The organism is Amycolatopsis sp. w19 (assembly GCF_051373225.1).
GTDB classification, from domain to species: Bacteria; Actinomycetota; Actinomycetes; order Mycobacteriales; family Pseudonocardiaceae; genus Amycolatopsis; species Amycolatopsis japonica.
Genome location: NZ_JBPQFM010000014.1, coordinates 37,100 through 63,522, shown reverse-complemented (window position 1 = coordinate 63,522; position 26,423 = coordinate 37,100). Strand labels below are relative to the sequence as shown.

The 26,423-nt window shown below is 68.9% G+C and carries 26 protein-coding genes; 13 read left to right on the top strand and 13 right to left on the bottom strand.

What is annotated here, in order from left to right:
• Window positions 1–360: 360 nt before the first annotated feature.
• Entirely contained in the window at window positions 361–1,488 is a 1,128-nt protein-coding gene (locus tag ACSMFO_RS25460) for a DUF1996 domain-containing protein (protein WP_436460763.1), read from the top strand.
• 207 nt (window positions 1,489–1,695) lie between these two features.
• On the top strand, window positions 1,696–2,253 hold the full coding sequence (locus ACSMFO_RS25455; RefSeq protein WP_360089613.1) for a sugar O-acetyltransferase: 558 nt from the start codon (window positions 1,696–1,698) through the stop codon (window positions 2,251–2,253).
• Here the strand turns inward: ACSMFO_RS25455 and ACSMFO_RS25450 are convergent.
• Entirely contained in the window at window positions 2,250–2,717 is a 468-nt protein-coding gene (locus ACSMFO_RS25450) for an Lrp/AsnC family transcriptional regulator (RefSeq protein WP_073846850.1), read from the bottom strand. The two genes, ACSMFO_RS25455 and ACSMFO_RS25450, sit on opposite strands and share 4 nt — an antisense overlap.
• Before the next feature lie 103 nt (window positions 2,718–2,820).
• On the opposite strand from ACSMFO_RS25450, the gene ACSMFO_RS25445 reads away from it, so the two are divergent.
• Window positions 2,821–3,297, top strand: a complete 477-nt coding sequence (locus ACSMFO_RS25445) for a DUF2000 domain-containing protein (RefSeq protein ID WP_436460762.1) — start codon at window positions 2,821–2,823, stop codon at window positions 3,295–3,297.
• Window position 3,298: 1 nt separating this feature from the next.
• Here ACSMFO_RS25445 and ACSMFO_RS25440 read toward each other — a convergent pair whose 3' ends face one another.
• Genes ACSMFO_RS25440 through ACSMFO_RS25420 form a run of 5 tightly spaced genes read right to left on the bottom strand, consistent with a single transcriptional unit; the run spans window position 3,299 to window position 7,496 of the window.
• On the bottom strand, window positions 3,299–4,090 hold the full coding sequence (locus ACSMFO_RS25440) for an alpha/beta fold hydrolase (RefSeq protein WP_037343618.1): 792 nt from the start codon (window positions 4,088–4,090) through the stop codon (window positions 3,299–3,301).
• A gap of 31 nt (window positions 4,091–4,121) precedes the next feature.
• Window positions 4,122–5,168 (bottom strand): NAD(P)H-dependent flavin oxidoreductase, encoded by a 1,047-nt coding sequence (locus ACSMFO_RS25435; RefSeq protein ID WP_436460761.1) that lies wholly within the window; start codon window positions 5,166–5,168, stop codon window positions 4,122–4,124.
• Window positions 5,165–5,890, bottom strand: a complete 726-nt coding sequence (locus tag ACSMFO_RS25430; protein ID WP_073846853.1) for a CoA-transferase subunit beta — start codon at window positions 5,888–5,890, stop codon at window positions 5,165–5,167. Before ACSMFO_RS25430 ends, ACSMFO_RS25435 begins: the two co-directional genes overlap by 4 nt.
• Entirely contained in the window at window positions 5,887–6,747 is an 861-nt protein-coding gene (locus tag ACSMFO_RS25425) for a CoA transferase subunit A (RefSeq protein WP_037343623.1), read from the bottom strand. The genes ACSMFO_RS25430 and ACSMFO_RS25425 overlap by 4 nt, the downstream gene beginning before the upstream one ends.
• Window positions 6,747–7,496: an enoyl-CoA hydratase family protein gene (locus tag ACSMFO_RS25420; RefSeq protein ID WP_125687948.1), complete on the bottom strand. Its 750-nt coding sequence runs from the start codon at window positions 7,494–7,496 to the stop codon at window positions 6,747–6,749. The genes ACSMFO_RS25425 and ACSMFO_RS25420 overlap by 1 nt, the downstream gene beginning before the upstream one ends.
• A gap of 92 nt (window positions 7,497–7,588) precedes the next feature.
• On the opposite strand from ACSMFO_RS25420, the gene ACSMFO_RS25415 reads away from it, so the two are divergent.
• Complete coding sequence (locus tag ACSMFO_RS25415; RefSeq protein ID WP_436460760.1) at window positions 7,589–8,386, top strand: SDR family oxidoreductase; 798 nt, start codon at window positions 7,589–7,591, stop codon at window positions 8,384–8,386.
• Window positions 8,383–9,297, top strand: a complete 915-nt coding sequence (locus tag ACSMFO_RS25410) for an SDR family oxidoreductase (RefSeq protein WP_436460759.1) — start codon at window positions 8,383–8,385, stop codon at window positions 9,295–9,297. Before ACSMFO_RS25415 ends, ACSMFO_RS25410 begins: the two co-directional genes overlap by 4 nt.
• A 313-nt stretch (window positions 9,298–9,610) precedes the next feature.
• On the opposite strand, the gene ACSMFO_RS25405 is transcribed toward ACSMFO_RS25410, so the two are convergent.
• Entirely contained in the window at window positions 9,611–10,486 is an 876-nt protein-coding gene (locus tag ACSMFO_RS25405) for a GNAT family N-acetyltransferase (protein WP_436460758.1), read from the bottom strand.
• 63 nt (window positions 10,487–10,549) lie between these two features.
• On the opposite strand from ACSMFO_RS25405, the gene ACSMFO_RS25400 reads away from it, so the two are divergent.
• Together ACSMFO_RS25400 and ACSMFO_RS25395 are read left to right on the top strand one after the other, a co-directional pair.
• A complete protein-coding gene (locus ACSMFO_RS25400; RefSeq protein ID WP_436460757.1) occupies window positions 10,550–11,395 on the top strand; it encodes an SCO6745 family protein in 846 nt (281 codons plus the stop codon).
• A gap of 40 nt (window positions 11,396–11,435) precedes the next feature.
• Window positions 11,436–11,921 carry a pyridoxamine 5'-phosphate oxidase family protein gene (locus ACSMFO_RS25395; protein WP_436460756.1) on the top strand — a complete coding sequence of 162 codons (486 nt, stop codon included), beginning with the start codon at window positions 11,436–11,438 and terminating at the stop codon, window positions 11,919–11,921.
• Here the strand turns inward: ACSMFO_RS25395 and ACSMFO_RS25390 are convergent.
• Window positions 11,918–13,081, bottom strand: a complete 1,164-nt coding sequence (locus tag ACSMFO_RS25390) for a steroid 3-ketoacyl-CoA thiolase (RefSeq protein WP_436460755.1) — start codon at window positions 13,079–13,081, stop codon at window positions 11,918–11,920. The two genes, ACSMFO_RS25395 and ACSMFO_RS25390, sit on opposite strands and share 4 nt — an antisense overlap.
• Window positions 13,082–13,324: 243 nt before the next feature.
• On the opposite strand from ACSMFO_RS25390, the gene ACSMFO_RS25385 reads away from it, so the two are divergent.
• The 3 genes from ACSMFO_RS25385 to ACSMFO_RS25375 all read left to right on the top strand — a co-directional run bounded on the left by ACSMFO_RS25385 (window position 13,325) and on the right by ACSMFO_RS25375 (window position 16,622).
• Window positions 13,325–14,551: a cytochrome P450 gene (locus ACSMFO_RS25385; RefSeq protein ID WP_360089583.1), complete on the top strand. Its 1,227-nt coding sequence runs from the start codon at window positions 13,325–13,327 to the stop codon at window positions 14,549–14,551.
• 36 nt (window positions 14,552–14,587) lie between these two features.
• Window positions 14,588–15,376: a transglutaminase-like domain-containing protein gene (locus tag ACSMFO_RS25380; RefSeq protein ID WP_360089580.1), complete on the top strand. Its 789-nt coding sequence runs from the start codon at window positions 14,588–14,590 to the stop codon at window positions 15,374–15,376.
• A 223-nt stretch (window positions 15,377–15,599) separates the two neighbouring features.
• A complete protein-coding gene (locus tag ACSMFO_RS25375; protein WP_436460754.1) occupies window positions 15,600–16,622 on the top strand; it encodes a YhjD/YihY/BrkB family envelope integrity protein in 1,023 nt (340 codons plus the stop codon).
• 181 nt (window positions 16,623–16,803) lie between these two features.
• Here the strand turns inward: ACSMFO_RS25375 and ACSMFO_RS25370 are convergent, their stop codons facing one another.
• The 3 genes from ACSMFO_RS25370 to ACSMFO_RS25360 are packed head-to-tail and all read right to left on the bottom strand — an operon-like array spanning window position 16,804 to window position 20,053.
• Window positions 16,804–17,967, bottom strand: a complete 1,164-nt coding sequence (locus ACSMFO_RS25370; RefSeq protein ID WP_436460753.1) for a thiolase domain-containing protein — start codon at window positions 17,965–17,967, stop codon at window positions 16,804–16,806.
• Window positions 17,964–19,019: a thiolase domain-containing protein gene (locus tag ACSMFO_RS25365; protein WP_436460752.1), complete on the bottom strand. Its 1,056-nt coding sequence runs from the start codon at window positions 19,017–19,019 to the stop codon at window positions 17,964–17,966. Before ACSMFO_RS25365 ends, ACSMFO_RS25370 begins: the two co-directional genes overlap by 4 nt.
• Before the next feature lie 8 nt (window positions 19,020–19,027).
• The gene (locus ACSMFO_RS25360) at window positions 19,028–20,053 is read right to left on the bottom strand and encodes a Zn-ribbon domain-containing OB-fold protein (protein ID WP_360089640.1); all 1,026 of its coding nucleotides are present in this window, start codon (window positions 20,051–20,053) and stop codon (window positions 19,028–19,030) included.
• A gap of 56 nt (window positions 20,054–20,109) precedes the next feature.
• Here ACSMFO_RS25360 and ACSMFO_RS25355 point away from each other — a divergent pair, with 56 nt between their 5' ends.
• Window positions 20,110–21,669: an acyl-CoA synthetase gene (locus tag ACSMFO_RS25355; protein WP_436460751.1), complete on the top strand. Its 1,560-nt coding sequence runs from the start codon at window positions 20,110–20,112 to the stop codon at window positions 21,667–21,669.
• A gap of 69 nt (window positions 21,670–21,738) precedes the next feature.
• On the opposite strand, the gene ACSMFO_RS25350 is transcribed toward ACSMFO_RS25355, so the two are convergent.
• Entirely contained in the window at window positions 21,739–22,527 is a 789-nt protein-coding gene (locus tag ACSMFO_RS25350; protein ID WP_436460750.1) for a crotonase/enoyl-CoA hydratase family protein, read from the bottom strand.
• Between the two features lie 58 nt (window positions 22,528–22,585).
• Here ACSMFO_RS25350 and ACSMFO_RS25345 point away from each other — a divergent pair, with 58 nt between their 5' ends.
• Window positions 22,586–24,202: an acyl-CoA synthetase gene (locus ACSMFO_RS25345; protein ID WP_436460749.1), complete on the top strand. Its 1,617-nt coding sequence runs from the start codon at window positions 22,586–22,588 to the stop codon at window positions 24,200–24,202.
• A gap of 8 nt (window positions 24,203–24,210) precedes the next feature.
• Window positions 24,211–25,317 (top strand): NAD(P)H-dependent flavin oxidoreductase, encoded by a 1,107-nt coding sequence (locus ACSMFO_RS25340; protein ID WP_436460748.1) that lies wholly within the window; start codon window positions 24,211–24,213, stop codon window positions 25,315–25,317.
• Between the two features lie 299 nt (window positions 25,318–25,616).
• Here the strand turns inward: ACSMFO_RS25340 and ACSMFO_RS25335 are convergent, their stop codons facing one another.
• Entirely contained in the window at window positions 25,617–26,423 is an 807-nt protein-coding gene (locus tag ACSMFO_RS25335) for a S1 family peptidase (protein ID WP_038515905.1), read from the bottom strand.

Here is a 26,423-nt window from a genome sequence, read left to right as displayed (position 1 = left end):
CTGGACACGCGTGTCGTCCGTCTGATCACGCGTGTCGTCCCTGCGGTCACGCGAAACCGCCCGGCCCCCGGCATCACCGACACGACGCGAAGGGGCCCATCGCCGCATCAGACGCAGCGAGAGCCCCCTTCAGTCCACGAAACCTTTGCCCCGTTCTCAATATAACGGAAAGATAACGGCCGGATCGCGTTTTGAACCGGATCCGCATGGGGGCCGTATCTCCAGATAGCCGGATCTGAATCGGCGGGCGAACAGAAGGGTTCGCCGCGAATGCGGCTATTTCCCGTATTCGACGAATGCGTGGCTCATGCCCGGGTGCGAGTGATCGGCGTGCCCGGAAACGAATGAGGTGAGCAGCCAATGGCACGAAATCAAGGGCGCCATCGTATCGCCCGCAGGACCAAGATCGCGACCGCGTTGCTGGGCCTGTCGATCGCGGTCGGCGGCCTGGTGGTGTCCACCACGACCGGCGACCCCGAGCGCGCCTCCGCGGACGAGGTGGACAAGTCGCAGTTCGTGGACATCACGAAGGTGCGGCCGAACGTCGACGAGCCGCGGCCGGGCCGGAACGCGTCCACGGGTTCGTTCACCGTCGACTGCGGCAGGAACGAGAACGGGCATTTCAATTCCGACAACTTCATCGCGCAGCCGGGAATCCGCAACGGTGCCCAGCATCTGCACGATTACGTCGGAAACCTGTCCACGAACGCGGATTCGGACAACGACAGCCTGCTGGGCGCCGGTACCACCTGCGCGAACGGCGACGAATCCGCGTACTTCTGGCCGGTGGTGCGGATCGACACCGAGGAAGAAGCCGGACAGCGGCAGAACCGCGACGGCGACCGGAATCGACGGCGGGACCAGAACAACCAGAATCAGAACAACCAGAACCAGGACAACGAGCAGGAGCAGGCTCAGCTCGAAGAACCGAACGCGGACAACGAACTCGCCGGCAACGACGGTGAGATCCAGCGTCCCGCGGTCGTCGACATCACCTTCAAGGGCAACGCCCGCGAGAAGGTGAAGGAGATGCCGAAGTTCCTCCGGATCCTTTACGGTGACGCGAAAGTCACCACGAACGGCCCCGCCAACGCGCGGGAGAGCTGGACGTGCACCGGCTTCGAGGACCGGCTCATCAAGCAGTACCCGATCTGTCCCGAGGGCAGTGACGTCAAACGGGTGCACACGTTCCCGAGCTGTCTCGACGGGAACAACATCGACAGCGAGAACCATCGGGACCACATCAAGTATCCGGACGAGAACGGCGAATGCGCCAACGGCCTGACGGCGGTCCCGGAGCTCACCATCTCGCTGACCTACGAGATCCCGCGACAGATCCAGGTCAACGGACAGTACAAAGTGGACTCGTTCCCCGAGGAGGACCACAACCCCTTCTCCGACCACGACGATTTCGCGAACGTGATGCCGGGCCGGGTCATGGACCGCCTCGTCGACTGCGTCAACGAAGGCCGCAAGTGCCGCGAATGACGCCCTGAAGCGGAAGCAGGATCCTGCGAAGAGAAAGGAAGAAACTCCGGCCCGGCGGGTCCCCCCTACACCTCACCCACCCGCCGGGCCGGCCCTACCGGAAACCGATCGACACAACTGAAGAACGCTCCGCAAGCATTCACCCAGTCCTGCCGGCGACTCCCCGAGGGAAACTCGCCGGCAGGGTCTTTTCGGTAGGTTGGCCGCATGGGTGAACAAAAGGACCGCATGCTGCGCGGCGAGCTGTACCGGGACAACGACCCCGAACTGGTCGCGGATCGCAGGCGCGCGCAGGCACTCGTCGACCGGTTCAACGGCACCGGCGCGGAGGAGACCGGTGAACGGGACACGATTCTGCGTGAGCTGCTGGGAAAACTCGGCGAGGGTTCCTGGATCATGCCGCGGTTCCAGTGCGACTACGGCTACCTGATCGAGATCGGCGCCAACAGTTTCCTCAACTACGACGCCATCCTGCTCGACTGCGCGCCGATCAAGATCGGCTCGGACTGCTCGATCGGCCCGCGCTGCCAGCTGCTGACCGCGCTGCACCCCATGGAGGACCACGAACTGCGGCGGCAGCGCTGGGAATCGGCCGCGCCGATCACCATCGGGAACAACGCCTGGTTCGGTGGCGGGGTCATCGTGTGCGCCGGGGTCACCATCGGGGACGACGTGGTGGTGGGCGCGGGCAGTGTCGTCACGCGTGACCTGCCGTCGAAGGTGTTCGCCGCGGGCAACCCGGCCCGCGTCATCCGGGAGCTTTAGCGGTCGACCGGCGTGATCTTGGTGCGCCTGCTGTGCTCGAACACCATCGAGGTGCGCACGTCGGCCACCTCGGGGCGTTCGGTCAGCTTGTCGATCACGAAGGCATAGAGGGCGTCGTTGTCGGGCACCGCGACATGCAGGATGAAGTCCTCGGTCCCGGTGGTGACGTAGAGCCCGACGAGGTCGGGCAGCACGTTGACCCAGTTCCGGAAGCCCTCGATGTTCCGCCGCGAGGGCGGGCGCACCCGCACCGCGATGAGCGCCTGCACCCCGCGGCCGATCGAAGGCAGGTCCACGTCCAGCAGCGCGCCGCGGATCACGCCGCGTTCTCGCAGCCCGCGCGTGCGGTCCAGCGCCGTCGTCGGTGAAACGCCCACCGCGGCGGCGACCTCACGGTTGGTCTTCCGTGCGTCCGACTGCAGTTGCGCCAGGATCGCCTTATCAAGTTCGTCCAACTGCGCCATCGCGGCCCTCTCGTCGTATTAAGTACGAACACGGTGGACTGTACTCGTACGTCCTCCTAGCTTGGCCTTGTTCATCCGTTGAAGTGAGCAGGAGACCAGCTGAATGTCCGAGTACGGTACGGTCATCGGATTCGCCCCCGAGGAGATCGACTTCACCGCGTCCACCCGGTCGGCCCGGCTGAAGTGGGTGATCGTGGTCAACAGTGAGCTGCCGCCCGGCCGCGCGGTCAACGCGGCGGTCTGCACCGCCGTCGCCACCGCGCGAGGCGTCACCGGACTCCTCGGCGACGAAGCGGTCGACGCCGGCGGCGAGCACTACACGGGGTTGCCCTGGATCGGCTGCTCGATCCTGTCGGCCGACGCCGGGAAGCTGCGGGCCATCCGCGCCAAGGCCGCGGCCTCGCCGGGCTGCCACGTCGCCGACATGCCCGCCGTCGCCCAGCAAATCCGGGTCTACACCGACTTCCTCGCGACGATGAAGGAGATCCCGACCGAGGAGATGGACTACTGCGCGATCGGCATCGTCGGCCCGCGCAACCGGATCGACAAGCTGGTCGGGAAGCTGCCGCTGATGCCGTGACTCAGCCTTCGAGCAGACCCCGCAACGCTTCGGTGAACTGGGCGGGGTTCCGCTGCGGCGCCAGATGCGCGCCGGGGACCTCCGTGAAGGGCAACCCCAGCTCCAGCGCGAGAACCTTCGCGGGCTGGTAGTGGTAGTGCCCGCGGCTGCCGACCCCAGCGACGGGGACGATCTCGGTCCTGCTCCGGCGCAGGGCCCGCAGATCGGGAAGATAGTCGAGGATCTCGGCCAGCTCGCGGCCGAACAGCCGCTTCCAGTCCTCCTCGTTCGGCAGCCGGATCGCGCGCAGTTCGGGCAGCGCGGCACCGGCGATCCCGTCGGTGAACCGCTTGAACGCCCCCATCAGGTCGCCCGCCTGGGCGAGCCGGACCTGCGCGTTGGCCTCGTCCAGCCAGCCGAGCGCGTCGGGCAGCAGCTGGATGGCGGGCGGTTCGTGCGCGATCAGCATCGTCGCGGCGTCCGGGTAGCGGGCGACGAGGTCGAGGCCGATCATGGCGCCCGCGCTGGTCCCGAACACACTCGCGGGGCCGCCGCCGACGTGCTGGAGCACCGCGTGGGCGTCGTCGGCCTGCTTCGGCACGCTGACCGGGCCGGTGCTGGTGTCCGTGCTGCGGAAGTGGCCGCGCCGGTCGTAGGTGACGACGGTGTAGTCGTCCGCGAGCAGCTTCGTCATCGCCCGGAAGGTGTCCGCCGAGCCCAGCCCGCCCGCGATCAGGAGCAGAAGCGGCCCTTCGCCGGTGCTGCGGACGTACAGCTCACCGTCCTCGACCGGACAACGACTCTCCGAGATCATGGCCGAAGTCAAGCACAGCGCGCCCGGCCGCTCACTCCGAGGCCAGCCGCCGCAGGATGCCGGTCGCGTCGGCGACGATCTTCTCGATCAGGTCGCCGACCGCGGGCAGGTCGCCGAGCAGGCCGACGACCTGCCCGGACGCCAGCACACCGGCGCTCCGGTCGCCCTCGACCAGGCCGGCGCGCAGCAACATCGGCGTGTTGGCGGCCATCAGGACCTGGGACCACGTCCGGTCGCCGCCGCGTTTCATCCGCAGTCCTTCGGTGGCCAGCGAACGCCACGACAGCCCGGTCAGTTTCCGGAACTTCGCGGCGTTGCGGGCGGCACGGGCGAGCCCGCTCACCGGACCGGCGGATTCGAGCGCGTCGACCAGTTCCGTCCGGAGCACGCGATGCGGCATGCCGTCCACCTTGCGGGTGACGACGGTGCCGTTGAGATCACGGGCGAGGTACGCCTGTTTGATCTCGTCGGGGACGGTGCTTTCCCTCGTCAGGAGGAACCGGGTGCCCATGGCGACCCCGGCCGCCCCGTAGGCGAGCGCGGCGGCCAGCCCCCGCCCGTCGAAGAAGCCACCCGCCGCGACCACCGGGATGTCGACCGCGTCCAGTACCGAGGGCAGCAGCAGTGTCGTCGCGACCCCGCCGGTGTGCCCGCCGCCCTCGCCGCCCTGCACGATGACGGCGTCGGCACCCCAGCCCGCGACCTTCTCCGCGTGCCTGGCCGCGCCGACCGAAGGGACGACGAGGGCGCCGTTGTCCTTGAGCCGCGCGATCATGTCCTTCTTCGGGGCGAGCGCGAACGACGCGACGCGGACTTCCTCGGTGATGAGCAGCTCGACCCGGCGCGCGGCGTCCTCGGCGTCGGCGCGGAGGTTGACCCCGAACGGCTCCGACGTGCGGCTCTTGACCTCCTTGATCGCCGCCGCCAGCTCGTCGTAGGTCATCGTGGCGGACGCGAGGATGCCGAGGCCGCCCGCTTCCGCCGTCGCGGACACCAGCCGCGGCCCGGCGACCCAGCCCATCCCGGTCTGCACGATCGGGTGCTTGATGCCCGCCAGTTCGGTCAGCGCCGTCTTCATGACGGAACTTCCTTGTCCCGCAGGGACTTCGGGTCCAGGCTGGTCCGGATCAGGAGCAGTTCCGACTCGGTCGGCGGCCGGGTCTCGGTGACGCCGTCGGTGCTCAGCGGGAACGACGTCGCCTCGACGACCTCGTCCACGGAAACCCCTGGGTGTACGGAAAGCAGCCGTGGCGCGTGGTCTTCGCCGCCGAAGTCCAGGACTCCGAGGTTGGTGACGACCCGATGGACGTCGTGGTGCCGCAAGCCGGCTTCGCGCGCCCTGGCGTAACCGACGCCGGACACGACGTCGACCTGATCGACGAAAACCCGCTTGCCGTGCCTGGGAACCCAGTAGCTCGTGCGGTGGTTGGCCGTGTTGCCCGGCCCGCCGCGTACGCCGAGAAGTTGTTTCTTGGGTTGGGAATGGTCGCCGATCGCCGAGATGTTCTGGTTGCCCTCGCCGTCGATCTGGTTGGCGCCCATCACCACGTGCCGCTTTCCGCGCGGCACCACGGTGTCGAGGACCTTGCGGAACGGCTGCCAGCCTTCGACGACGGCGTCCGGCGTCATCAGGTACGCCTCGCCGTCGGACAGCAGGAGGTCCGGCTCGAACGTCAGCCTGGCCAGCCGCGCGCCCAGCGACGGGATGAACCCCATGGGGCTCACCACGATTTCGCCGTCTCCGCGGAACAATTCGGCACAGGCCACGACGGCCACTTCGGCACGGCTGATGTCACTCACGCGGACTCCCCGAACTCGGCGACGGCCTTCTGATAGTGCGCTTCGTCCCCGGACAGGAACCTGTCGACGAATTCCGGCCACGCGTCGAGGTCCTTGGCCGATGCGGCGTAGTGGCGCTGGAAACGTTCGTCGCGGCCGTAGTCCGGGACGGCGGTGGTGAAATGCGCGCCGTTCGGCGTTTCGGCCACCCCGGTGACGAGCATCCGGCTCAGCAGCAGGCTCTGCACCGGGCCCGCCTCGGTGAGCTCGGCCGTCTCGACGATCTTTTCCGTGGACACGTAACACTTGTCGGCGGCGAGGGCGAACAGTTCGTCGAAGTACGGATCCGGTCCGAGGTACTGCGCGTTGCCCCGGGCGTCGGCGCGGTTGAGGTGGACGAACGCCGCGTCGAGCTTGAGCGCGGGCACGGCCAGCAGTTCTTCGGCGTCGTCGTACGGCGAACGGACGGTGCGTAGCGACGGGTTCAGATCCATGACGCCGGAGCCGAGGCCCGCCCGCGTCGGCAGGAACGGAAGTCGTTGCGCGGCAGCGGAAAGACCGGTGCCGAACACGCCTTCGTCGTATTCCGTGACGGTGATCGACCCGGATTCTCGCGCCCGCGAGAACCACGGGTCGTAGGGGATCGTGTCGAGTGTGACGAAGCCGAAGACGAGATGCTTGAGCTTGCCCGCCGACGCCAGCAGCCCGACATCCGGACCGCCGTAGGAGACCACGGTGAGATCCTTGACCGGCGAGCGCAGGATCGCGCGCACCAGTGCCATCGGCTTGCGCCGCGAGCCCCAGCCGCCGATCCCGATCGTCATGCCGTCCTCGAGTTCGGCGACGATCTCGTCCGGCGTCATCCGCTTGTCGGCCATCACTTCCCCTTACCGTCCAAGAATTCCTGGCGCGCGCCGTCCGAAACGCCCGCCAGGTTGAGTTCGAAGGTGAATCCCTGCTCGAAGCGGTAGCTGCGGTGCACGGGCTGGACGTCGATGCCGTTGATGGCCTGTTTCGCGGCGCGGATCACGCGAGTGTCCTTCGCCGCGATCTGCCGCGCGACGCCGAGCGCGGTTTCGTCGAGTTCCTCCCGCGGGACGACGGCGTACACCGAACCGTGGTGGTGCAACTGGGCCGCGGTGATCGTGGAAGCCGTGTAGTACAAGGCCCGCATCAGATGCTGGGGGACCAGGCGTGCGAGATGGGTCGCCGCGCCCAGCGCGCCGCGATCGACCTCGGGCAGCCCGAAAGTGGCGTCCTCACTGGCGACCACGACGTCCGCGTTGCCGACCAGGCCGACCCCGCCGCCGAGACAGAAACCCTGTACCGCGGCGATCACCGGGACCGCGCAGTCGTACACCGCGGAGAACGCCGCCGCGCAGCCCTCGTTCGCGCCGATCAACGCGCCGTACCCCGGATCGCGCTGGATCTCCTTGATGTCGACCCCCGCGTTGAACCCGCGGCCTTCCGCGCGCAGCACCACCACATGGGTCGCGGGGTCGCGCCCGGCGTCGGTGACGGCGGAGGCGAGGGCGAACCATCCCTTCACGCTCAGCGCGTTCACCGGGGGCGCGTCGACCGTGACCACGGCGATGCCGGGCTCCGGTGAGTGGGTGGAAACGGTCATCGGGCACCCTTCTCCGCTACCAAACCTAGCACTTGCTTGGTACGTTAGCAGGACGTCCGGCCCGGGTACAGCGACCGTGAAGGAGGCCCGGCATGGCACTCGAACTCCGGCTCGATGGCGCCGTGGTGCTGGTGACCGGTGGGGTCCGCGGCGTCGGCGCCGGTGTCACCAGGACTTTCCTGCGCGCCGGCGCCGAAGTCGTCACCTGCGCCCGCACCGAACCCGAGCGGGCGGTGTGCGCCGGGGAGAAGGCGTCGACCTTCATCTCCTGCGACGTCCGGGACGCGGGCGAGGTCGACGCGCTCATCGAGGAGATCGTCCGGCGCCACGGCAGGATCGACGTCGTGGTCAACAACGCGGGCGGCGCGCCGTACGCCGAGGCGGCGCACGCCTCGCCGCGGTTCCACGAGAAGATCGTCGCGCTGAACCTGCTGGCGCCGCTGGCCGTCGCGCGTGCGGCGAACGCCGTCATGCAGGAGCAGGAAAGCGGCGGCGTCATCGTGAACATCAGCAGCGTCAGCGCGACGAGACCGTCGCCGGGGACGGCGTCCTACGGCGCGGCGAAAGCGGGCTTGGACAACCTGACCGCGTCGCTCGCCGTCGAGTGGGCGCCGAAGGTGCGGGTCAACGGGCTCGACGTCGGCATGGTGCGGACGGAGCACTCGCATCTGCACTACGGCGACGAGGCGGGAATCGAGGCCGTGGGCGCGACCGTCCCGTTAGGACGGTTGGCGGATCCGGACGAGATCGGTTCCTGTGCGGTCTTCCTGGCGTCCCCGCTGGCCTCCTATGTCAGCGGTGCCTGCCTGACCGTCCATGGCGGGGGAGAGGTGCCTGCCTTCCTCGCCGCTTCCAATTCCCTGGTGAAAGAACGAAAGGAGCCGGTGTGAGCGGGATCGCCGACGGCCGGATCGTGGTGGTGACCGGAGCCGGTCGCGGTATCGGACGGGCGCACGCGCTCGCGTTCGCCGCCGAGGGCGCGCGGGTGGTGGTGAACGACCTCGGCGCCGGGATCGACGGAAGCGGCGGATCGGCCGGGCCCGCGCAGGACGTCGTCGACGAGATCGAGGCGCTCGGCGGCAAAGCGGTGGCGAACACCGACGACATCGCTTCCTGGGACGGCGCCGCGGCGTTGGTGCGGACGGCCGTCGAGACCTTCGGCGGGCTGGACGTCCTGGTCAACAACGCGGGTTTCCTGCGCGACCGGATGCTGGTCAACCTCGGCGAGGACGAATGGGACGCCGTCATCCGCGTCCACCTGAAGGGGCATTTCGCGCCGACGCGGCACGCCGCCGAATATTGGCGAGCCGAGGCGAAAGCGGGCCGGACCCGGGTGGCGCGGGTGATCAACACCAGCTCCGGGGCCGGCCTGCTCGGCAGCGTCGGACAGGGGAACTACGCGGCCGCGAAATCCGGCATCCTGGGTCTCACGCTGGTCGCGGCGACCGAATTCGCGCGCTACGGCGTCACCGTGAACGCGATCGCCCCGGCCGCCCGCACCCGGATGACCGAAGTCGCCTTCGCCGACGACATGGCCGCCCCGGACGACGGTTTCGACGCCATGGCACCGGAAAACGTGTCGCCGCTGGTGGTGTGGCTCGGCAGCGAGGAGTCGTCCGGGGTCACCGGCCGGGTGTTCGAGGTCGACGGCGGACGCGTCTCGATCGCGCAGGGCTGGCGGCACGGCGCGGTGCGGGACAAGGGTTCCCGGTGGGAGCCGGGTGAACTCGGTCCCGTCGTGGCGGAACTGCTGGCGGACGCTCCCGTGCCTGAACCCGTTTACGGCACCGCACTCACGTGACGCTCTCGAGTACATGAAGGCCCCCTTCCTTGCGCCAGGCGCAAGGAAGGGGGCCTTCATGTACTGGGGAAGATGTGAAGGTCGGGTTTCCTCGGCTGAGCCGAGGGATGGGGGCCTTCACGCGTCAACGTTGTGACTGTTGTGGTCGCTGGTACGGGTGAGTTGCAGGTGACGAACCCCTGAGGAGTGGCGAAGGCCTCCTTGCCTACCTTCAGAGTAGGCAAGGAGGCCTTCACGGACCCGACCCGCGATCAGCCACAGCCAAAGTCCAGTAGGTACATAGGACACGGTTGACTCTAACCCGAAACGCCGCTCACGAGGCGTTTCGCGTCAGGTCCCGGGTCTCGGGCCACGGCCGGAACCCGCCCGATTTGTAGGTCGTCACGGCGCCGACGTTGGAACTGGGCGTGTTCACGGCCGCGCTCGACGAGCCGAGCTCCTGGAGCGCGGCAGCCGCGGCGACGGTGATCGCCCGGCCGTATCCGTGACCGCGCTGGTCCTGGTGCACGCCCATCGGTTCGAGCAACCCTGGCCTGCCGGGACCGGCCGACCACACGGCCACCGCCGCGACGGCGTCACCTCGGTCGTCGAAGCCGAGCAGGCACCGGGCATCGGCGTACGGCGCCGCGGCCGCCATCGTCCGCCACGTTTCGGCGGTGAACGTCGATCCGCCGAACGCCGCTCCGATCACGTCGGCCCACGCGGCCGCCAGATCGGGTCCGACCGTCTCGATCCGCAGGTCCGGGGCCTTCACCGGCTCGGTGAGGTCGAGGCTCAGCGGCGTCCATGGCTCTTCCTCGTCGACGTGCCAGCCGTGTCCGGGCAGCACGTCCTGGAGCAACGCGTCCATCGGCGCCTCGACGGAAACCTGCCCGGCCGGCAGGACACCACGCTCGGGCGCCGCCACATCCTCGGCCACACGCTGCGCCAGTTCCTCGTCCCGGCGGACGTCCGGCGCGGTCGTGAGCCGCAGGAGGTCGGCCCCGTCCAGGAATCCGACGGCGAGGATCCTGCCGTCCCGGCGCCAGATCCGGACCGCCTCGGCCGTCGCGGCCGCGCCCTTGCGCCAGTACCAGCCGAGGTCACCGGGATGCAATTGCCAAGCCACGCCTTCGGATTGCCACTCCCGCAGCGCCTCGACGGCCTCGTTCAGTCCGTCGGGTCCCGGCTTCTCCAAGCTGATCACCATCTCGTGATCACACACCATGTCGCGAAGCGCCGCATCCGGTTTTCGGCCAGGCAAGATGGGGGAGTGAAGTCACTTCAGCGCCGTCTCTGGGAAGCGGTCGAGCCGCTGCACGCCGTCGTCTACTTCGCCCCGGAGACCGCGGCCGCGGCCAAGGCGGCGGGACTGCCGGGCTGGTGGATGGGCTACTTCGCCGGCCGGGTCGCCCCGCTCGGGCCGCTGCCGGAACCACCCGCGACCGCGATGCTCTTCGGGTTCGCGCCGAGGATGGTGGCGCGATCCCTGCCCGACGCGTGGAAATACGCCGAACCGGAGGTCGTCCTCCAGAGCCGGTTGGAAGCCGTCGAGGAAGCCTTGAACCGGATCCTTCCCGCCGACGCGCCTCTCGGGGAACTCGCCGATCTGCTCGAACAGGCCGTCACCGGCTGCGATTACGCGGCCAGGCCGCTCGCCGCCGCCTGGTCCTCGGTCGCCAGGCCCGCGACGACGGCGGGCCGGGTCTGGCTCGCGGCGACGGTGCTGCGCGAGCATCGCGGGGACGGTCACGTGCTCTCCGCCGTCACCGCCGGGCTGCGCGGGCTTGACACGACACTGACCCACATCGGCAGCGGGGCGGTGACCCGCGAGGTCATCCAGATCAACCGCGGCTGGTCCGACGAGGAGTGGGACGCGAGTGTCGCGCGGCTGTCCGAACGGGGAATCCTCGACGGCGATCTCCAGCTCACCGGCCCGGGAATCGAGCTGCGCCAACGGATCGAGGACGAGACCGATCGACTCGCCGCCGGCCCGCTCGACGCCTTGGGGGAGGACGGGGTGGCCGAGCTGGTGCGGATCGCCGTCCCGCTGAGCCGCCGGATCTTCGACACCGGCGCGATCCCGCTGCCGAACCCGATGGGGGCGCCGCGGCCCTGACCGCTCGAAACTGTCGGACCCCGGTGGGACGCTGGTGCGCATGGCGACGTGGCAGCGGTTCAGTGAAGAGGCACCCGCGCTGGCGGAGAAGATCAAGGAACGGTTCACCGCGGTGAAGTCGCATGTGCTGGCGACGGTCCGGCGGGACGGTTCGCCCCGGGTCAGTGGCAGTGAGGTCGATTTCCGTGAGCAGGACCTGCTGATCGGTTCGATGATCGGCGCGATGAAGGCGAAGGATCTGCAGCACGACGGCAGATTCGCGATCCACGCCGCCTCGGCGATCGACGAGGGCGGCGCGGACGCGAAGGTGTCGGGAAAGGCCGTCGAGATCACCGATCCGGCGGAGGTCGCCCGCCTGCAGGGTGACGACGGGGAGGCACACGTCTTCCGGCTCGACCTCACCGAGGCGGTGCTGACCTGGGTCGAGGGCAACACCATCTATTTCGACTTCTGGAAGGAGGGTCAGGGGCTCAAAAGGCTCGCGAGGCCGGACAACGGTCCGGTGGTCGAGGTCGGCTCGAACTAGATCCGTTCGATGATCGTGCCGGTGGAAAGCGCGCCGCCGGCGCACATCGTCACCAGCGCGGTGCTCGCGTCGCGGCGTTCCAGTTCGTGCAACGCCGTGGTCAGCAGGCGGGCGCCGGTGCTGCCGACGGGATGCCCGAGCGCGATCGCGCCACCGTTCACGTTGACCTTGGCCTCGTCGGGCCGGTGCACCCGCTGCCACGACAACACGACCGAAGCGAACGCCTCGTTGACTTCGAAGAGGTCGAGGTCGCCGATCGTCATCCCCGCCTTGGCGAGGACGCGTTCGGTCGCCTGCACGGGGCCGTCGAGGTGGTAGTACGGCTCCGCGCCGACCAACGCCTGCGAGACGATCCGCGCTCGCGGCTTGAGGCCCAGTGCCTTGGCCCGGTCCGAGTCCATCAGGAGGAGCGCGGCCGCGCCGTCGGAGATCTGCGACGACGTCCCGGCCGTGTGCACGCCGCCTTCGAGGACGGGCTTGAGCTTGGAGAGGCCTTCGACGGTCGTGTCGCGAAGCCCTTGGTCGCGCGACACCAGCCGGGTCTCGCCGGTCGGCGTGCCGTCCTCGGCGAGCACGGGTGCCTTCACCGCGACCACTTCGCGGTCGAAACGCCCCGCGGCCCATGCGGCGGCGGCCTTGGCCTGCGACTCGGTCCCGAACCGGTCGACGTCGAGACGGGTGATCCCGCGGCGTTCCGCGATCCGCTCTGCCGCGCCGTACTGGTTCGGCATGTCGATCGACCACGACTGGGGCCTCGGCGTGCCGATGCCCTCGCCGCGGTTCGCGCCCAGCGGGACCCGGCTCATCGCCTCGACACCGCACGAGACGCCGGCGTCGATCGCGCCCACCGCGATGAGCCCGGCGATCAGATGCGTCGCCTGCTGCGCCGAGCCGCACTGGGCGTCGATGGTCGTCGCGCCCGTGGTCTCCGGGAGCCCGGCGTGCAGCCACGCCGTGCGCGTGACGTTGCCCGCCTGCTCGCCCGCCTGGGTCACGGCGCCGCCGATCGCCTGCTCGACCAGCGCTGGGTCCACGCCCGCGCGTTCGAGCAGGGCGCGCTGCGCCGCGCCGAGGATCTCGGCGGCGTGCAGCCCCGCCAGGTGCCCCCTGCGCTTGCCGATAGGGGTGCGGACCGCCTCGACGATCACCGGACTACCCACGTTCGCCTCCTGGGAAACACTGTTCACTACCGAGAAAAGTAGAACACGTTCTTGATTTGGGCAAGCGATCCCAGGGTTGGCCGGATTTTGATCACTGGTCGCCGTTCCCGCTTCTTACAGGGATCGCAAGATCCGCGTGGGCCGAGTAAACGGGTTTCACTGAAACTCTTCACTTGGTAAACGCCGTATGCTTCAATCGGGTCTAGAACGTGTTTCATTGGCGAACCGCGTAGGAGGTAGCCCGTGGCCGCTCCCCTGATCCCCGCCGGTTTCGATTTCACCGATCCGGATCTGTACGCCACCAGACTGCCTCTGGAGGAGTTCGCCGAACTCCGCCGCACGGCACCGGTCTGGTGGAACCCTCAGCCGCACAACACCGCGGGCTTCCGCGATGACGGCTACTGGGTGGTCAGCCGGCTCGATGACGTCAAGGCGGTGTCGAGGGACAGCGAGCTGTTCTCCTCGCGGGAGAAGACCGCGATCATCCGGTTCGACGAGAACATGACCGACGACAGTCTCGAAGCCAACCGTCTGGTCCTGCTCAACATGGACGCCCCGCAGCACACGAAGCTGCGCCGGATCGTGTCGAAGGGCTTCACTCCGAGGTCGATCGCGAAGCTCGAGGACACCCTGCGTGATCGCGCGGAGCGGATCGTCAGCGAGGCCAAGAAGAAGGGCTCCGGCGATTTCGTCGTCGACGTCGCGTGCGAACTTCCCTTGCAGGCCATCGCCGAACTGATCGGCATCCCGCAGGAAGACCGCCTGAAGATCTTCGACTGGTCGAACCAGATGGTCTCCTACGACGACCCCGAGTACGAGGTCGAACCGCTCGCCGCGTCGGCGGAGATCGTCGGCTACGCCTGGAACATGGCCGAAGAACGCCGAAAATGCCCGATGGACGACATCGTCACGAAGCTGGTGCAGGCCGACGTCGACGGCGAATCGCTGGCGTCGGACGAGTTCGGCTTCTTCGTCATCCTCCTCGCCGTCGCCGGCAACGAGACCACGCGCAACGCGATCACGCACGGGATGAAGGCGTTCCTCGATCACCCCGACCAGTGGGAGCTGTACAAGAAGGAGCGCCCGAAGACCGCGCCGGACGAGATCGTCCGCTGGGCCACCCCGGTGGTCGCCTTCCAGCGCACCGCGACCCGGGACACCGAACTCGGCGGGCAGCACATCCGCAAGGGCGACCGGGTCGGGATGTTCTACAGCTCCGCGAACTTCGACCCGGACCACTTCGAGCAGCCGGACAAGTTCGACATCCTCCGCGAGGACAACCCGCACGTCGGTTTCGGCGGCACGGGTTCGCACTACTGCATCGGCGCCAACCTCGCGCGGCTGGAGATCGACCTGATCTTCAACGCCATCGCCGACGTCATGCCGAACATCGCCGAGCTCGCCCCGCCCGACCGCCTCCGGTCGAGCTGGCTCAACGGGATCAAGCACTACCAGGTCCGCTACGCCTGACCGGCCGGGACCGCGGTCGTGGGGCACCATGGGGCCATGGGTCCCCACGTACAGGTCGACGTCGAAATGTCCTTCCGGGTCACGAAACCCGGCCCCGCCGCGTTCGTGATCGCGCTCGCCGGCGGGGCCGGGCAAGAGGAGTTCGCCTATCCCGCGCCGCCGCGCCAGGTGGCGTTCGAACACGGGACCCGGGCCCAGGTCGTCGATCTGCCGCCCGGTGACCACGTCGTGCGGTACCGGGCCGAACGCACACTCGACCCGGCCGACGCCGAGCCCGTCGGCCTGGACGACGTCATCCGCTACACCAGGCCCAGCCGGTACTGCCCCTCGGACCGGATGGGCGGGCTCGCGCTGTCCCGCTTCGGCGGCCTGCCCGACGCGCGCGCTCAAGTGGAGGCGATCGTCCGGCACGTGGGCGAGCACCTGTCCTATGTGGTCGGTTCCGGTTCGCCGACCGATGACGCCGTCGACACCTACCTCGCAGGGGAAGGGGTCTGCCGCGATTACGCGCACGTCTGCATCTCGCTGTGCCGCGTGCTCGACATCCCCGCCCGGTTCGCCGCCGTCTACGCGCCCGGACTGTCCCCAATGGACTTCCACGCCGTGTTCGAAGCCGCGATCGACGGCCGCTGGTACGTGTTCGACGCCACCGGCCTCGCGCCGAGGCAGAGCCTCTGCCGGATCGCCACCGGACGGGACGCCGCCGACACCGCGTTCCTCTCCACCCTCGGCTGTGAGCTGGACTTTCTCGGCAACACCGTGCTGGCGACCGCGGGCCCGTCGCTGCCGGAGGACGACGGCTCGCGGCTGATCGCGCTCGCTTGATCGCGTGTTGCCCACGAGCCGTGACCTCGCTGAGTGTCTGTCGGTGAACCCGCATCCGCGATCGACGTCGGCAGGGCACGGCCGGGTGGTCATGTCACGATGGGTGAACGGGTGCCCTGCCACCGCGATAGCGGGGCCTTCGGCCGGGGCGGGTTCACGCGTTTGGCCGCTTTGAGGGTGAGTCTCCAGCTCCGCCAACTGGCTCTGAGGTAGACATTGGCGTGTGAGGGAGAAGAAGGCACCGACGAAATGGCAGCGGCTGCGTGCCCGCCACCGCTGGCTGGACCACGTGGCGCGGGCGGTGAACCGCTACATCGAGTACGGCGGCTACCACTACGTCGCGTCGATCACCTATTTCAGCCTGTTCTCGCTGGTGCCCATCCTCATGGTCGCGGTTTCGGTGGCGGGTTTCGTGCTGGCGAGCCAGCCGCAGCTGATCGAGTCGATGCTGAACGCGATCACCGGCACCCTGCCCGGCGGCCTCGGTGACAAGGCGGGGGAGCTGCTCACCGGATTCGTCGAGCAGCGCACCAGCGTCGGGATCATCGGTCTGATCATCGGCTTGTACTCCGGCTGGAACTGGATGAACTCGCTGCGGGACGCGCTCACCGCGCTGTGGGGCCAGAACCGGTCGGATCTCCCGCTGCTGCGCACGATCGCCGCGGACCTGCTCGCGCTGCTCGGCCTCGCGAGCGCGCTGCTGCTCTCGTTCGCCATCACCATCTCGGGGTCCGCGCTCGGCCGGTATCTGCTGGGGCTGGCCGGGGTCGACGACACCGCCTGGGGCCACAACGTGCTGTCGGCGATCTCGATTCCGTTGGCGCTGCTGGCGAACTGGCTCGTGTTCCTCTGGGTGCTCACCCGGTTGCCGCGGAAACCGGTCGGGGTCCGCAGCGCGATGCGCGGCGCGGTCGCGCTGGCGCTGGGCTTCGAACTGCTGAAGCAGGCGGGTGGGATCTACCTGCGCCTGATCGGGAACTCGCCGACCGGGGTCGCGTTCGGTTCCATCATCGGTCTGATCTTCTTCATCTCGCTGGTGGCGCGGATGCTGGTGTTCGTCACGGCCTGGACGGCGACCGCGCGCGACGCCCCGCCGGACCCGGTCAAGCCGCCGCCTCCCGTGGTGGTCCGGCCGGTGGTCGCGGCACCCGACCGGCACGGGCTCAAGCCGGCGCTGGTCGGCGCGGTGACCGGGGTGGTGGCGACCTTGGCCGCGCAACGCCTCCGGCCCCGGCGTCGCCTCTGACCCGAAGGAGGATTCGATGTCGAGTGACCGGATACCGTCTCTGGCCGATCTCGAGGGTTCGCGGGTGGATGAGGCGCGCTCGATATGCGAGGCCGCCGGGGTTCGAGGTCCAGGTGGTCGACCGGGAACGCCACGAATTCGTGACCCTGGACCACCGCCCGAACATCGGACGGTCGCTGGTTCAGGAACCGGGCTTCGCCGACCCCACCACCCACATCGAGAAGAACTGCGAACCGCCGCCGTACGCGTGCCCGAGCGCGATCCGCGCGCCGTCGACCTGGTAGTCCCCGGCCCGGCCCATCACCTGCTTGGCCGCTTCGGAGAACCGGAGCATCCCGGACGCGCCGATCGGGTTCGACGAGAGCACCCCGCCCGACGGGTTGATCGGCAGCCGTCCGCCGAGTGCGGTCTCGCCCGCCTCGGTGAGCTTCCAGCCCTGCCCCTCGTCGGTGAAGCCCAGGTTCTCCAGCCACATCGGCTCGAACCACGAGAACGGCACGTAGATCTCGGCGGCGTCCACTTCGGACAGTGGATCGGTGATCCCGGCGTCGCGCCACAACGCGGCAGCGGCGTCCCGGCCCGCCTGGGGGTTGACCTGGTCGCGTCCGGCGAACGTGGTCGGCTCGGTGCGCATCGCGGCCGCGTGGATCCACGCGGCGCCACCGGGTACGGCGTCGCCCGACGCCTCGTCCCCGATCACCATCGCGCACGCGCCGTCCGAGGACGGGCACGTCTCGTCGTAGCGGATCGGATCCCACAGCATCTGCGACGCCTGCACCGACTCCACCGTGATGTCGGCCTGCCGCAGATGCGCGTACGGATTCAGCGCGCCGTTGCGGCGGTCCTTGGCCGCGACGATCGCGCCGACATGGTCGGGCGCGCCGGATCGCCGGATGTAGGACCGCACGTGCGGCGCGAAGTACCCGCCCGCCCCGGCGCCCACCGGCATCTGGAACGGCGGCAGGATCGACAGGCCCCACATCGCGTTCGACTCGGACTGTTTCTCGAAGGCCACGGTCAGCACGCGTTCGTGCACGCCCGCCTGCACCAGCGACGCCGCCACGAGCGCGGTCGATCCGCCGACCGAACCCGCGGTGTGCACGCGCAGCAACGGTTTCCCGGTCGCGCCGAGCGAGTCGGCGAGGAACAGCTCGGGCATCATCACGCCCTCGAACAGATCCGGCGCCTTGCCGAGGACGACCGCGTCGATGTCGTCCCAGCCGGTCCCCGCGTCGAGCATCGCGCGGTCGATGGCCTCCCGGAGCAGGCCGGGCATGGACACGTCGGTGCGTTTGGCCTTGTGGTGGGTCTGGCCGGTTCCCAGTACGGCCGCGAGGTGCTTCACGAGAGGACCTCCAAGGTCGCGACCAGGTTCTGCTGGAGGACGGGGCCGCTGGTCGCGTGGGCGAGGGTCTTGCGCGCGGTGCCGTCGAGGACGCGGTTCGCCGCCTCGCCGATCCGCGCCAGCCCCGCCGAGAACATCGGATTGCCGGTCAGGACGCCGCCGGAGGGGTTGATCCGCACCTGGTCGCCGAGGCCCAGCGCGTCACGCAGGATCAATTCCTGATGCGTGAAGGGCGCGTGCAGTTCGGCCACTTCGACACCGTCGAGGTCGAGCGCCCGCCCGGCGGCCGCCGTCGATGGCGACTTGGTGAGGTCCCGGACGCCGAGCGCGGGGGAGTCGACGCGGTGCTCGATCCCGGTGATCACCGCGGGGCTGTCGACGAGGTCCGCCGCCCGTTCGGCCGAGGCGAGCACGAGGACGGCGGCGCCGTCGGTGATAGGGGCGATGTCGTGGGCTCGCAACGGATCCGCGAAGTACGGGGCGTCGAGCAGCTCCGCGACTTCGACCGTTCCGGAGAGCTGCGCCGCGGGATTGCCCGCGGCGTCGGCGCGGCTGCGCGCGGCGACTTCGGCGAGGTCCTTTTCCGACCACAGCCCGGATTCGAGGCCCAGCCGCGCCTGGATCCCGGCGACGCTCACCGAATCCGGCCACAACGGCGCGACGACGTAGGGATCCATCTGCAGGGCGAGCACCCGCCGCAACTGCCCGGCGGACGACTTGCCGAAGCCGTAGACCAGCGCGGTGTCGACCTCGCCCATCCGGATCTTCAGCCACGCCTCGTACAACGCCCAGGCGGCGTCCATCTCGACGTGCGACTCGTGGATCGGCGGGAAGGCGCCGATCGCGTCGACCGCGGCGATGAACGAGAACGCGCGGCCGGCGAGGTAGTCCGAGGAACCCGAGCACCAGAACCCGATGTCCTCTTTGGACAGACCGGTGCGCTCGAAGACCTCGGCGAAGATCGGCACCAGCATTTCCACGCCGTTGGTGGTGCCCGGGGTGCTGCGGACGTTGGGGGCCTGCGCGAAGCCCACGACTGCTACATCTGGCACTGTGGTCCTCACAGATGGTGGGCGAAGGATTCGTACGGCGCGTCGGGTTCGCCGGTCGGTTCGAAATGGCCGATGTTCTCCAGCGACGTCCACCATTCGTCCCGCGGTTTCCAGGAGGCGCGGACCCGCATGCCCATCCGGACGTCGGCGGCGTCGCAGCCGAGGACGAGGTGCAGGAACGCGATGTCCGCGCCGTCGAGCAGGATGTACGCGGCCACGTACGGCGGTTTGATCTTCTGGCCGAGGAACGGCACGTTCACGATGCAGAACGTGGTGACGATGCCGGTGTCGGGCAGTTCGACCTCGTCGGTGGTCGGCACGCCGTCGGTCGGGCACGCGCCGCGCGGCGGGATGTAGACCTTCTCGCACGACGGGCAGCGCTGTCCGATCAGCTTCCCCTCCGCGAGCCCGCGCAGGTACCGGCTTTCCTCCGGCGACGCGGAATGCTCGTAGCGCAGGTGGATCGGCGTGATCACCACGCTGACCGGCGCGCCCTCCTCGCGTTTCGCGACCGGGGGAGGCGCCTCGGTGGGTTCGGTGTCGGGCCCGTCGGCGGGGACGAAGTAGGCGATGTCCCGGATGTGGCCGACGGTCTCGTCCGCCCAGCGGATCCGCACGCGTTGTCCGGTGTGGACTCCTCCGGGCGTGCCCGCGTCGACGGCGTGCAGGATCGAGGTGTCGGCGCCGTCGAGCCGGATCAGCGCCCACGCGAACGGCCGCGACAACGGCTGGCCGTCGACGGGTTCGGCGATCCAGGACCAGGAGACGATCTCGCCCTCGGAGGCCACCGGGACGAACTCGGACAGGGCTTCGGCGGTCACGGGGTCGTACTCCAAGGGGGGCACGTGGACGCGGCCGTCGCTGCCCCGGACGCCTTCGACGCGGCGCTCGCGCAGGGCGTCGACGAACCGGCCGAGTACCGGGCCGACCGAACGCGTGTAGTCGAAGCCCACGTTGAGCGGGGCCGACAGCGGGAGTTCAGGTGCGCTCACATCCTGAGTGAAACATGTTCTCGATTTTCCGGCAAGGCACATCATCTGGGCCGTGCTGGCGGTTGCTCTTGAGTGGAACGCGTTCTAGATTCGCGGGTATGTCGACTGCTACCGGGACCCTTGGGGTCTGGAATATCGCCGCGCAGGAGCCCGAGCGGGTCGCGCTCGTCGATCCGGACGGCCGCTCGATCGGCTACGGGGACCTCGCCGCGAAAGCGAACGCGTACGCCCGAGGCCTGCAGGCGCTCGGGCTGGAGGCCGGGGACGTGGTCGTCGTCCTGCAGCCCAACGGCGACGAACTCGTGGCGGCCTATTTCGCCGCCATCCAATCCGGTCTGTACATCGTGGTGGTCAACTGGCATCTCGTCGCGCCGGAGGTCGCCTACATCCTGTCCGACAGCGGCGCCAAGGCCTTCCTCGCGCACGAACGGTTCGCCGACGTCGCGATCGCCGCCGCCGACGAGGCCGGGATCCCGGAACGCGGCCGGTTCGCCGTCGGCGACGTCGAGGGCTTCCGCCGGATCGAGGAACTCGGCTCCGGTGAGGGCGACGGGCGTCCGGAGCGGCGCACGGCGGGCTCGCCGATGCTCTACACGTCGGGGACGACGGGGCGGCCCAAGGGCGTCCGGCGGCCGCTGACCGGCGCCGACCCCGACTCCGTACCGGCCGCGTCGACGTGGTTCTTCGGGATCTTCGGGCTGGCGCCGCACGACGCCCATGTGCATCTGTGCGGATCGCCGCTCTACCACACCGCCGTGCTCAACTTCGTCGCGATCTCCCTGCAGCTGGGCCATACCGCGGTGCTGATGGACCGCTGGGACGCGGAGGACATGCTGCGGCTGATCGACCGGCACCGCGTCACGCACAGCCACATGGTCCCGACGCAGTTCCGCCGCCTGCTCGCCCTGCCGGACGACGTCCGCGCGGCCTACGACCTGAGTTCGCTGCGCGTGATGATCCACGGCGCGGCGCCGTGCCCGCTGGAGGTCAAACGCCGGATGCTCGACTGGTGGGGCCCGGTCGTCACCGAGTACTACGCGGCCACCGAAGGCGGCGGGACGGCGATCTCGGGTGAGGAATGGCTGAAGAAGCCGGGTTCGGTCGGGCTGCCGTGGCCGGGTTCGACGATCAAGATCCTCGACGACGAGGGCACGGAACTGCCCGCCGGCGAGACCGGCACGGTGTACATGAAGATGGGCGACTCGAAGTTCGAGTACCACAAGGACCGGGCGAAGACGGACAAGGCGCGGGTCGGGGATCTGTTCACCCTCGGCGACGTGGGGCACCTCGACGAGGACGGCTACCTCTTCCTGCACGACCGCAAGGCCGATCTGATCATCTCGGGCGGGGTCAACATCTATCCGGCGGAGATCGAGGGCGAGCTGGTGATGCATCCGAAGATCGCCGACGTCGCGGTGTTCGGCGTCCCGCACGAGGACTGGGGTGAGGCGATCAAGGCCGTCGTCGAGCCCGCGGACGGGGTCGTACCGTCCGAGGAGCTGACCTCGGAGATCCTCGAGTACGCGGCGTCGCGGCTGGCGAAGTTCAAGCTCCCGCGTTCGGTCGACTACTTGCCCGAACTCCCGCGCGATCCGAACGGGAAGCTCTACAAGCGCAAGCTCCGCGACCCGTACTGGGAAGGCCATCGCACCCCCTGACGCGTTTCGTCCTCTGGATGCGGTAGTTCGCCGGTGAACTACCGCATCCAGAGGACGAAACGCAGGGGGTCAGCGGCCCCGGAAGACGGGCTTGCGCTTCTCGGCGAAGGCGCGGGGGCCTTCCTTCGCGTCATCGCTTGCGAAGACCTCGATGCCGTACTGGGCGTCGAGTTTGAAGGCCTCGTCCTCGTGCATGCCCTCGGTGTCGCGCATCGTCTTGAGGATCGCGCGGACCGCCAACGGCCCGTTGGCGGAGATGAGGCTTGCGAGTTCGAGCGCTTTGTCGAGTGCCTTGCCATCCGGCACGACGTGGCCGATCAGGCCGATCTCCAGCGCCTCGGGCGCGGTGATGTGGCGTCCGGTCAGCAGCAGATCGGCGGCGACGGTGTACGGGATCTGGCGGGGGAGCCGCACGGCCGAACCGCCCATCGGGAACAGGCTCCATCGAGCCTCGGACACGCCGAACTTCGCGCTCTCTCCCGCGACGCGGATGTCGGTACCTTGAAGGATCTCGGTCCCGCCCGCGATCGCCGGGCCTTCGACGGCCGCGATCAACGGCTTCGTCAGCCGCCGCCCCTTCAGCAGGCCCTCGATCTTGCTGGGGTCGAAAGTGCCCTTCTCGAACGAATCGGACGGCGAGTTCTTCGACATCGACTTCAGATCCGCGCCCGCGCAGAACGCGCCACCCGCTCCGGTGAGCACGCAGCACCGGACGTCGTCGTCCTCGTCGACCCGGTTCCACGCCTCGACCATGATCCCGAGCATCTCGCCGCTGAGCGCGTTGCGGGCCTCCGGTCGGTTCATCGTGACCACGAGGGTGTGTCCGATCTTTTCCACCAGCGCGTGCGGTTCGCCCACTTGAACCTCCCGTAGAGCGGCCATTGCCCAGAACGATAACATGTTCTACTTTGAGGACGTGGCACTCAACATCGCGGATCTACTCGAGCACGCCGTCGACGCCGTGCCGGAGCGCATCGCGGTCGTCTGCGGCGATCGGCGGGTCACCTTCGCCGAATTGGAAGAGCGCGCCAACCGGCTGGCGCACCACCTCGCCGCACACGGCGTGGGACCCGGATCCCACATCGGTGTCTATTCCCGGAACTCGATCGAGGCCCTGGAATCGATGATCGCCGCGTACAAGCTGCGCGCGATCGCGGTCAACGTCAACTACCGCTACGTCCACGGCGAACTGCGGTACCTGTTCGACAACGCCGACCTCGTGGCACTGGTCCACGAACGCGGGTATTCGGACAAGGTGGCCGCCGTCCTGCCGGAAACCCCGAAACTGAAACACGTTGTCGTCGTCGACGACGGAAGCGACGGCGACTACTCGTCCTACGGCGGCGTGGACTACGAAGCCGCTCTCGCCGAAGGCTCACCCGAGCGGGACTTCGCCGAGCGCAGCGCCGACGACATCTACATCCTCTACACCGGCGGCACCACCGGCTATCCCAAGGGCGTCCTGTGGCGCCACGAGGACATCTGGCGGGCGCTCGGCGGCGGAATCAACTTCGTCACCGGCGAGTACGTCCCGGACGAGTGGACGCTCGCCGAACAGGGCAAGTCGGGCAGCCTGGTCCGGCTCCCGGCCGCGCCGCTGATCCACGGCGCAGCGCAATGGGCCGCGTTCGGCGCGCTGTTCACCGGCAGCCCGGTCGTGTTCGTCCCGAGGTTCGACGCGCACGACGTCTGGAAAGCCGTGCAGGACAACAAGGTCCAGGTGCTCACCATCGTCGGCGACGCGATGGCGCGGCCGCTGATCGACGCCTATCGCGAGGGTGATTACGACGCGTCGTCGATCGTGGCGGTGTCGAGTCACGCCGCCCTGTTCTCCCAGTCGGTGAAGCAGGAATTCCTGTCGCTGCTCCCGCATGTGGTGATCACCGACGCGATCGGCTCGTCCGAAAGCGGGTTCACCGGTATCGGCATGGTCAGCAAGGACAGCGATCATTCCGCCGGTCCGCGGGTCAACTTCGGCAAGGACGCGATCCTCGTGGACGACGACGGCGCGCTCGTCGAGCCGAAACCGGGCGCGATCGGCCTGATCGCCCGGCGCGGGCACGTCCCGCTGGGGTACTACAAGGATCCCGCGAAGACCGAGAAGATCTTCGTCGAGATCGACGGCAAGCGGTACGTCGTCCCGGGTGACTACGCGCGCTACGAGGAAGACCTCACGGTGACCCTGCTCGGCCGGGGGTCGCAATGCGTGAATACCGGCGGCGAGAAGGTGTACCCGGAAGAGGTCGAGGGCGCGCTCAAATCGCATCCGGACGTCTTCGACGCGCTCGTCATCGGCATCCCCGACGACCGGCTCGGCCAGCGGGTGGCCGCGGTGGTCCAGCCACGGTCCGGCAAGGAGCTCGATTTCGCCGCGCTCGAAGCGCACGTACGGACCGAGATCGCCGGGTACAAGGTGCCGCGCAGTCTCTGGCTCGCGGAGGAGATCGGGCGTTCGCCCAGCGGGAAGCCGGACTATCCCTGGGCTCAGCGCTATGCCTCCGAGCACGAGCCCATCACCATCCAACCGGCGTAAGGAGTTTCATGCGGACGTCTCTGTGCGACCGGCTCGGGATCGACCTGCCGATCGTCGGGTTCACCCCGTCCGAGCACGTGGCCGCGGCGATCAGCCGGGCGGGCGGTCTCGGCGTGCTGGGCTGCGTGCGGTTCAACGACGCCGCCGAGCTCGACGCCGTCCTGTCCTGGATGGACGAGAACACCGGCGGGAAGCCGTACGGCGTCGACATCGTGATGCCGGCGAAGATCCCGGCCGAAGGGACGTCGATCGATCTCGCGAAGCACATCCCGCAGGAGCATCGCGACTTCGTGGAGCGGACGCTGCGCGACCTCGCGGTGCCGCCGCTGCCGGACTACACCGACGAACGCGCCGGTGTGCTGGGCTGGCTGCATTCGGTCGCCCGGTCCCATGTCGAGGTCGCGCTGAAACACCCGATCCGGTTGATCGCCAACGCGTTGGGGTCACCGCCGGTGGACGTCATCGAGCAATGTCACGCGAAGGGCGTGCCGGTCGCGGCGTTGGCCGGCAAGGCCGAGCACGCCGTCCGGCACGTCGACAACGGCGTCGACATCGTTGTGGCACAAGGCTATGAGGCGGGCGGGCATACCGGCGAGATCGCGTCGATGGTCCTGCTGCCCGAGGTGGTGGACGCCGTCGGCGACCGGGTCCCGGTGCTCGCCGCGGGCGGGATCGGCTCGGGCAGGCAGGTCGCGGCCGCGCTAGCGCTGGGCGCGTCCGGGGTCTGGATGGGCTCCTTCTGGCTCGCCACCGAGGAATACCTCCAGACCATGGGGGAGTCCGAGGCGATGCAGCGGGCGCTGGTCGCGGCGGGGTCGTCCGACACCGTCCGCACGCGGATCTACACCGGCAAACCGGCGCGGCTGCTCAAGACGCGGTGGACCGAGGCGTGGGCCGCGCCCGGCGCGCCCGAGCCGTTGCCGATGCCGTTGCAGAACCTGCTGGTCTCCCACGCGCACAACCGGATCCACCACGCGGCGGATCCGAGCGTGGTCTCGATGCCGGTGGGGCAGATCGTCGGGCGGATGGACCGGGTGCGCCCGGTCGCCGACGTGATCGCGGAACTCGTTTCGGGGTACGAAGAGACACTGTCGCGTTTGGACAAGACCCGCTGACGCGTGTCAGGTGAGCTGAAGGGGACTTTGCCCGCGTGCGATGCGGGGAAAGTCCCCTTCGCTTCGACTCCGCCGGGTGGCGGTTCCGGGGAAGGGTTGCGAAAGCCACTTTCGCAACCTTGAACGTTGCGAAAGTGGCTTTCGCAACGTCACGTTCGCGGAGCGAGCTGAAGGGGACCTTGCCCGCGTGCGATGCGGGGAAAGTCCCCTGCACCCGCCCAGGCTCCCTGAAAGAAGAAAGCCCCCTCCACCACGCCGTTGTGGTGAAGGGGGCTTTCATGGCATGCCGTGCGGTGGAACTACAACCCGGCGGCCGCGTTCTTGATCGCGGTCGCGAAGGTGCTCACCTCGGTGTAGACGCCGGGAGCGTGCGCCCGCGCGCAGCCTTCGCCCCAGCTGACGATGCCGACCTGGATCCAGGCCCCGGCGCTGTCGCGGCGGAACATCGGGCCGCCCGAGTCACCCTGGCAGGTGTCGACGCCGCCCGAGTTGATGTTGCCCGCGCAGATCTCGGCGCTGTCGATCAGGTCGGCGTAGCTGCCGCCCTGCGCCTTGCAGGTCGAGTCGGAGACGAACGGGACGGTGGCCTTGAGCAGGTACCGCTGCTGCGCGCCACCCTCGGTCGCGGCACCCCAGCCGGCGACGGTGAAGGTGCCGCTGTTGTAGGCGGTCGAGGTGGCGATCGGCAGCGTCGGGATACCGCTGACCGGGCTGGCGAGCTTGATCAGCGCCCAGTCACCACCGGTGGAGGTGGGGTAGGTCGGCGACCGGTACACGTAGGTCGACTTGACCTTCTTGGCCGCCGTGCTCTGCAGGTCCACCACGCCGAGGGTGGCGGTGATACCCGTGTTGGCCCCGGTCCGCGACACACAGTGCGCGGCCGTCAGCACGATCTGCGGGGTGTAGAGCGCACCGCCGCAACCCATGGAAAGCCTGACCATCCAAGGGAATTCGCCCTGAGCGGCCCGGGTGCCACCGACCACGTCGGTGGACGGCGGCTGCGCGGCGGCGGCTTGCGGAGCCGTGGCGAGGCCCGCCAGGGTTCCGGCCGCCGCGACGGCGATCAGGGTCTTTTTGAGCAGGCTGAACCGACGCTTGATGTTCAA

What these genes read in the sequence shown, in the direction of transcription:
- ACSMFO_RS25450 (WP_073846850.1), bottom strand. Translation starts at nt 2,717, where the DNA reads ATGGCGCAGTTGGACGAACTTGATAAGGCGATCCTGGCGCAACTGCAG.
- ACSMFO_RS25340 (WP_436460748.1), top strand. Translation starts at nt 24,211, where the DNA reads ATGCGGACGTCTCTGTGCGACCGGCTCGGGATCGACCTGCCGATCGTC.
- ACSMFO_RS25455 (WP_360089613.1), top strand. Translation starts at nt 1,696, where the DNA reads ATGGGTGAACAAAAGGACCGCATGCTGCGCGGCGAGCTGTACCGGGAC.
- ACSMFO_RS25420 (WP_125687948.1), bottom strand. Translation starts at nt 7,496, where the DNA reads ATGACCGTTTCCACCCACTCACCGGAGCCCGGCATCGCCGTGGTCACG.
- ACSMFO_RS25415 (WP_436460760.1), top strand. Translation starts at nt 7,589, where the DNA reads ATGGCACTCGAACTCCGGCTCGATGGCGCCGTGGTGCTGGTGACCGGT.
- ACSMFO_RS25355 (WP_436460751.1), top strand. Translation starts at nt 20,110, where the DNA reads ATGTCGACTGCTACCGGGACCCTTGGGGTCTGGAATATCGCCGCGCAG.
- ACSMFO_RS25360 (WP_360089640.1), bottom strand. Translation starts at nt 20,053, where the DNA reads ATGTGCCTTGCCGGAAAATCGAGAACATGTTTCACTCAGGATGTGAGC.
- ACSMFO_RS25425 (WP_037343623.1), bottom strand. Translation starts at nt 6,747, where the DNA reads ATGGCCGACAAGCGGATGACGCCGGACGAGATCGTCGCCGAACTCGAG.
- ACSMFO_RS25380 (WP_360089580.1), top strand. Translation starts at nt 14,588, where the DNA reads ATGGGTCCCCACGTACAGGTCGACGTCGAAATGTCCTTCCGGGTCACG.
- ACSMFO_RS25460 (WP_436460763.1), top strand. Translation starts at nt 361, where the DNA reads ATGGCACGAAATCAAGGGCGCCATCGTATCGCCCGCAGGACCAAGATC.
- ACSMFO_RS25440 (WP_037343618.1), bottom strand. Translation starts at nt 4,090, where the DNA reads ATGATCTCGGAGAGTCGTTGTCCGGTCGAGGACGGTGAGCTGTACGTC.
- ACSMFO_RS25395 (WP_436460756.1), top strand. Translation starts at nt 11,436, where the DNA reads ATGGCGACGTGGCAGCGGTTCAGTGAAGAGGCACCCGCGCTGGCGGAG.
- ACSMFO_RS25405 (WP_436460758.1), bottom strand. Translation starts at nt 10,486, where the DNA reads ATGGTGATCAGCTTGGAGAAGCCGGGACCCGACGGACTGAACGAGGCC.
- ACSMFO_RS25445 (WP_436460762.1), top strand. Translation starts at nt 2,821, where the DNA reads ATGTCCGAGTACGGTACGGTCATCGGATTCGCCCCCGAGGAGATCGAC.
- ACSMFO_RS25435 (WP_436460761.1), bottom strand. Translation starts at nt 5,168, where the DNA reads ATGAAGACGGCGCTGACCGAACTGGCGGGCATCAAGCACCCGATCGTG.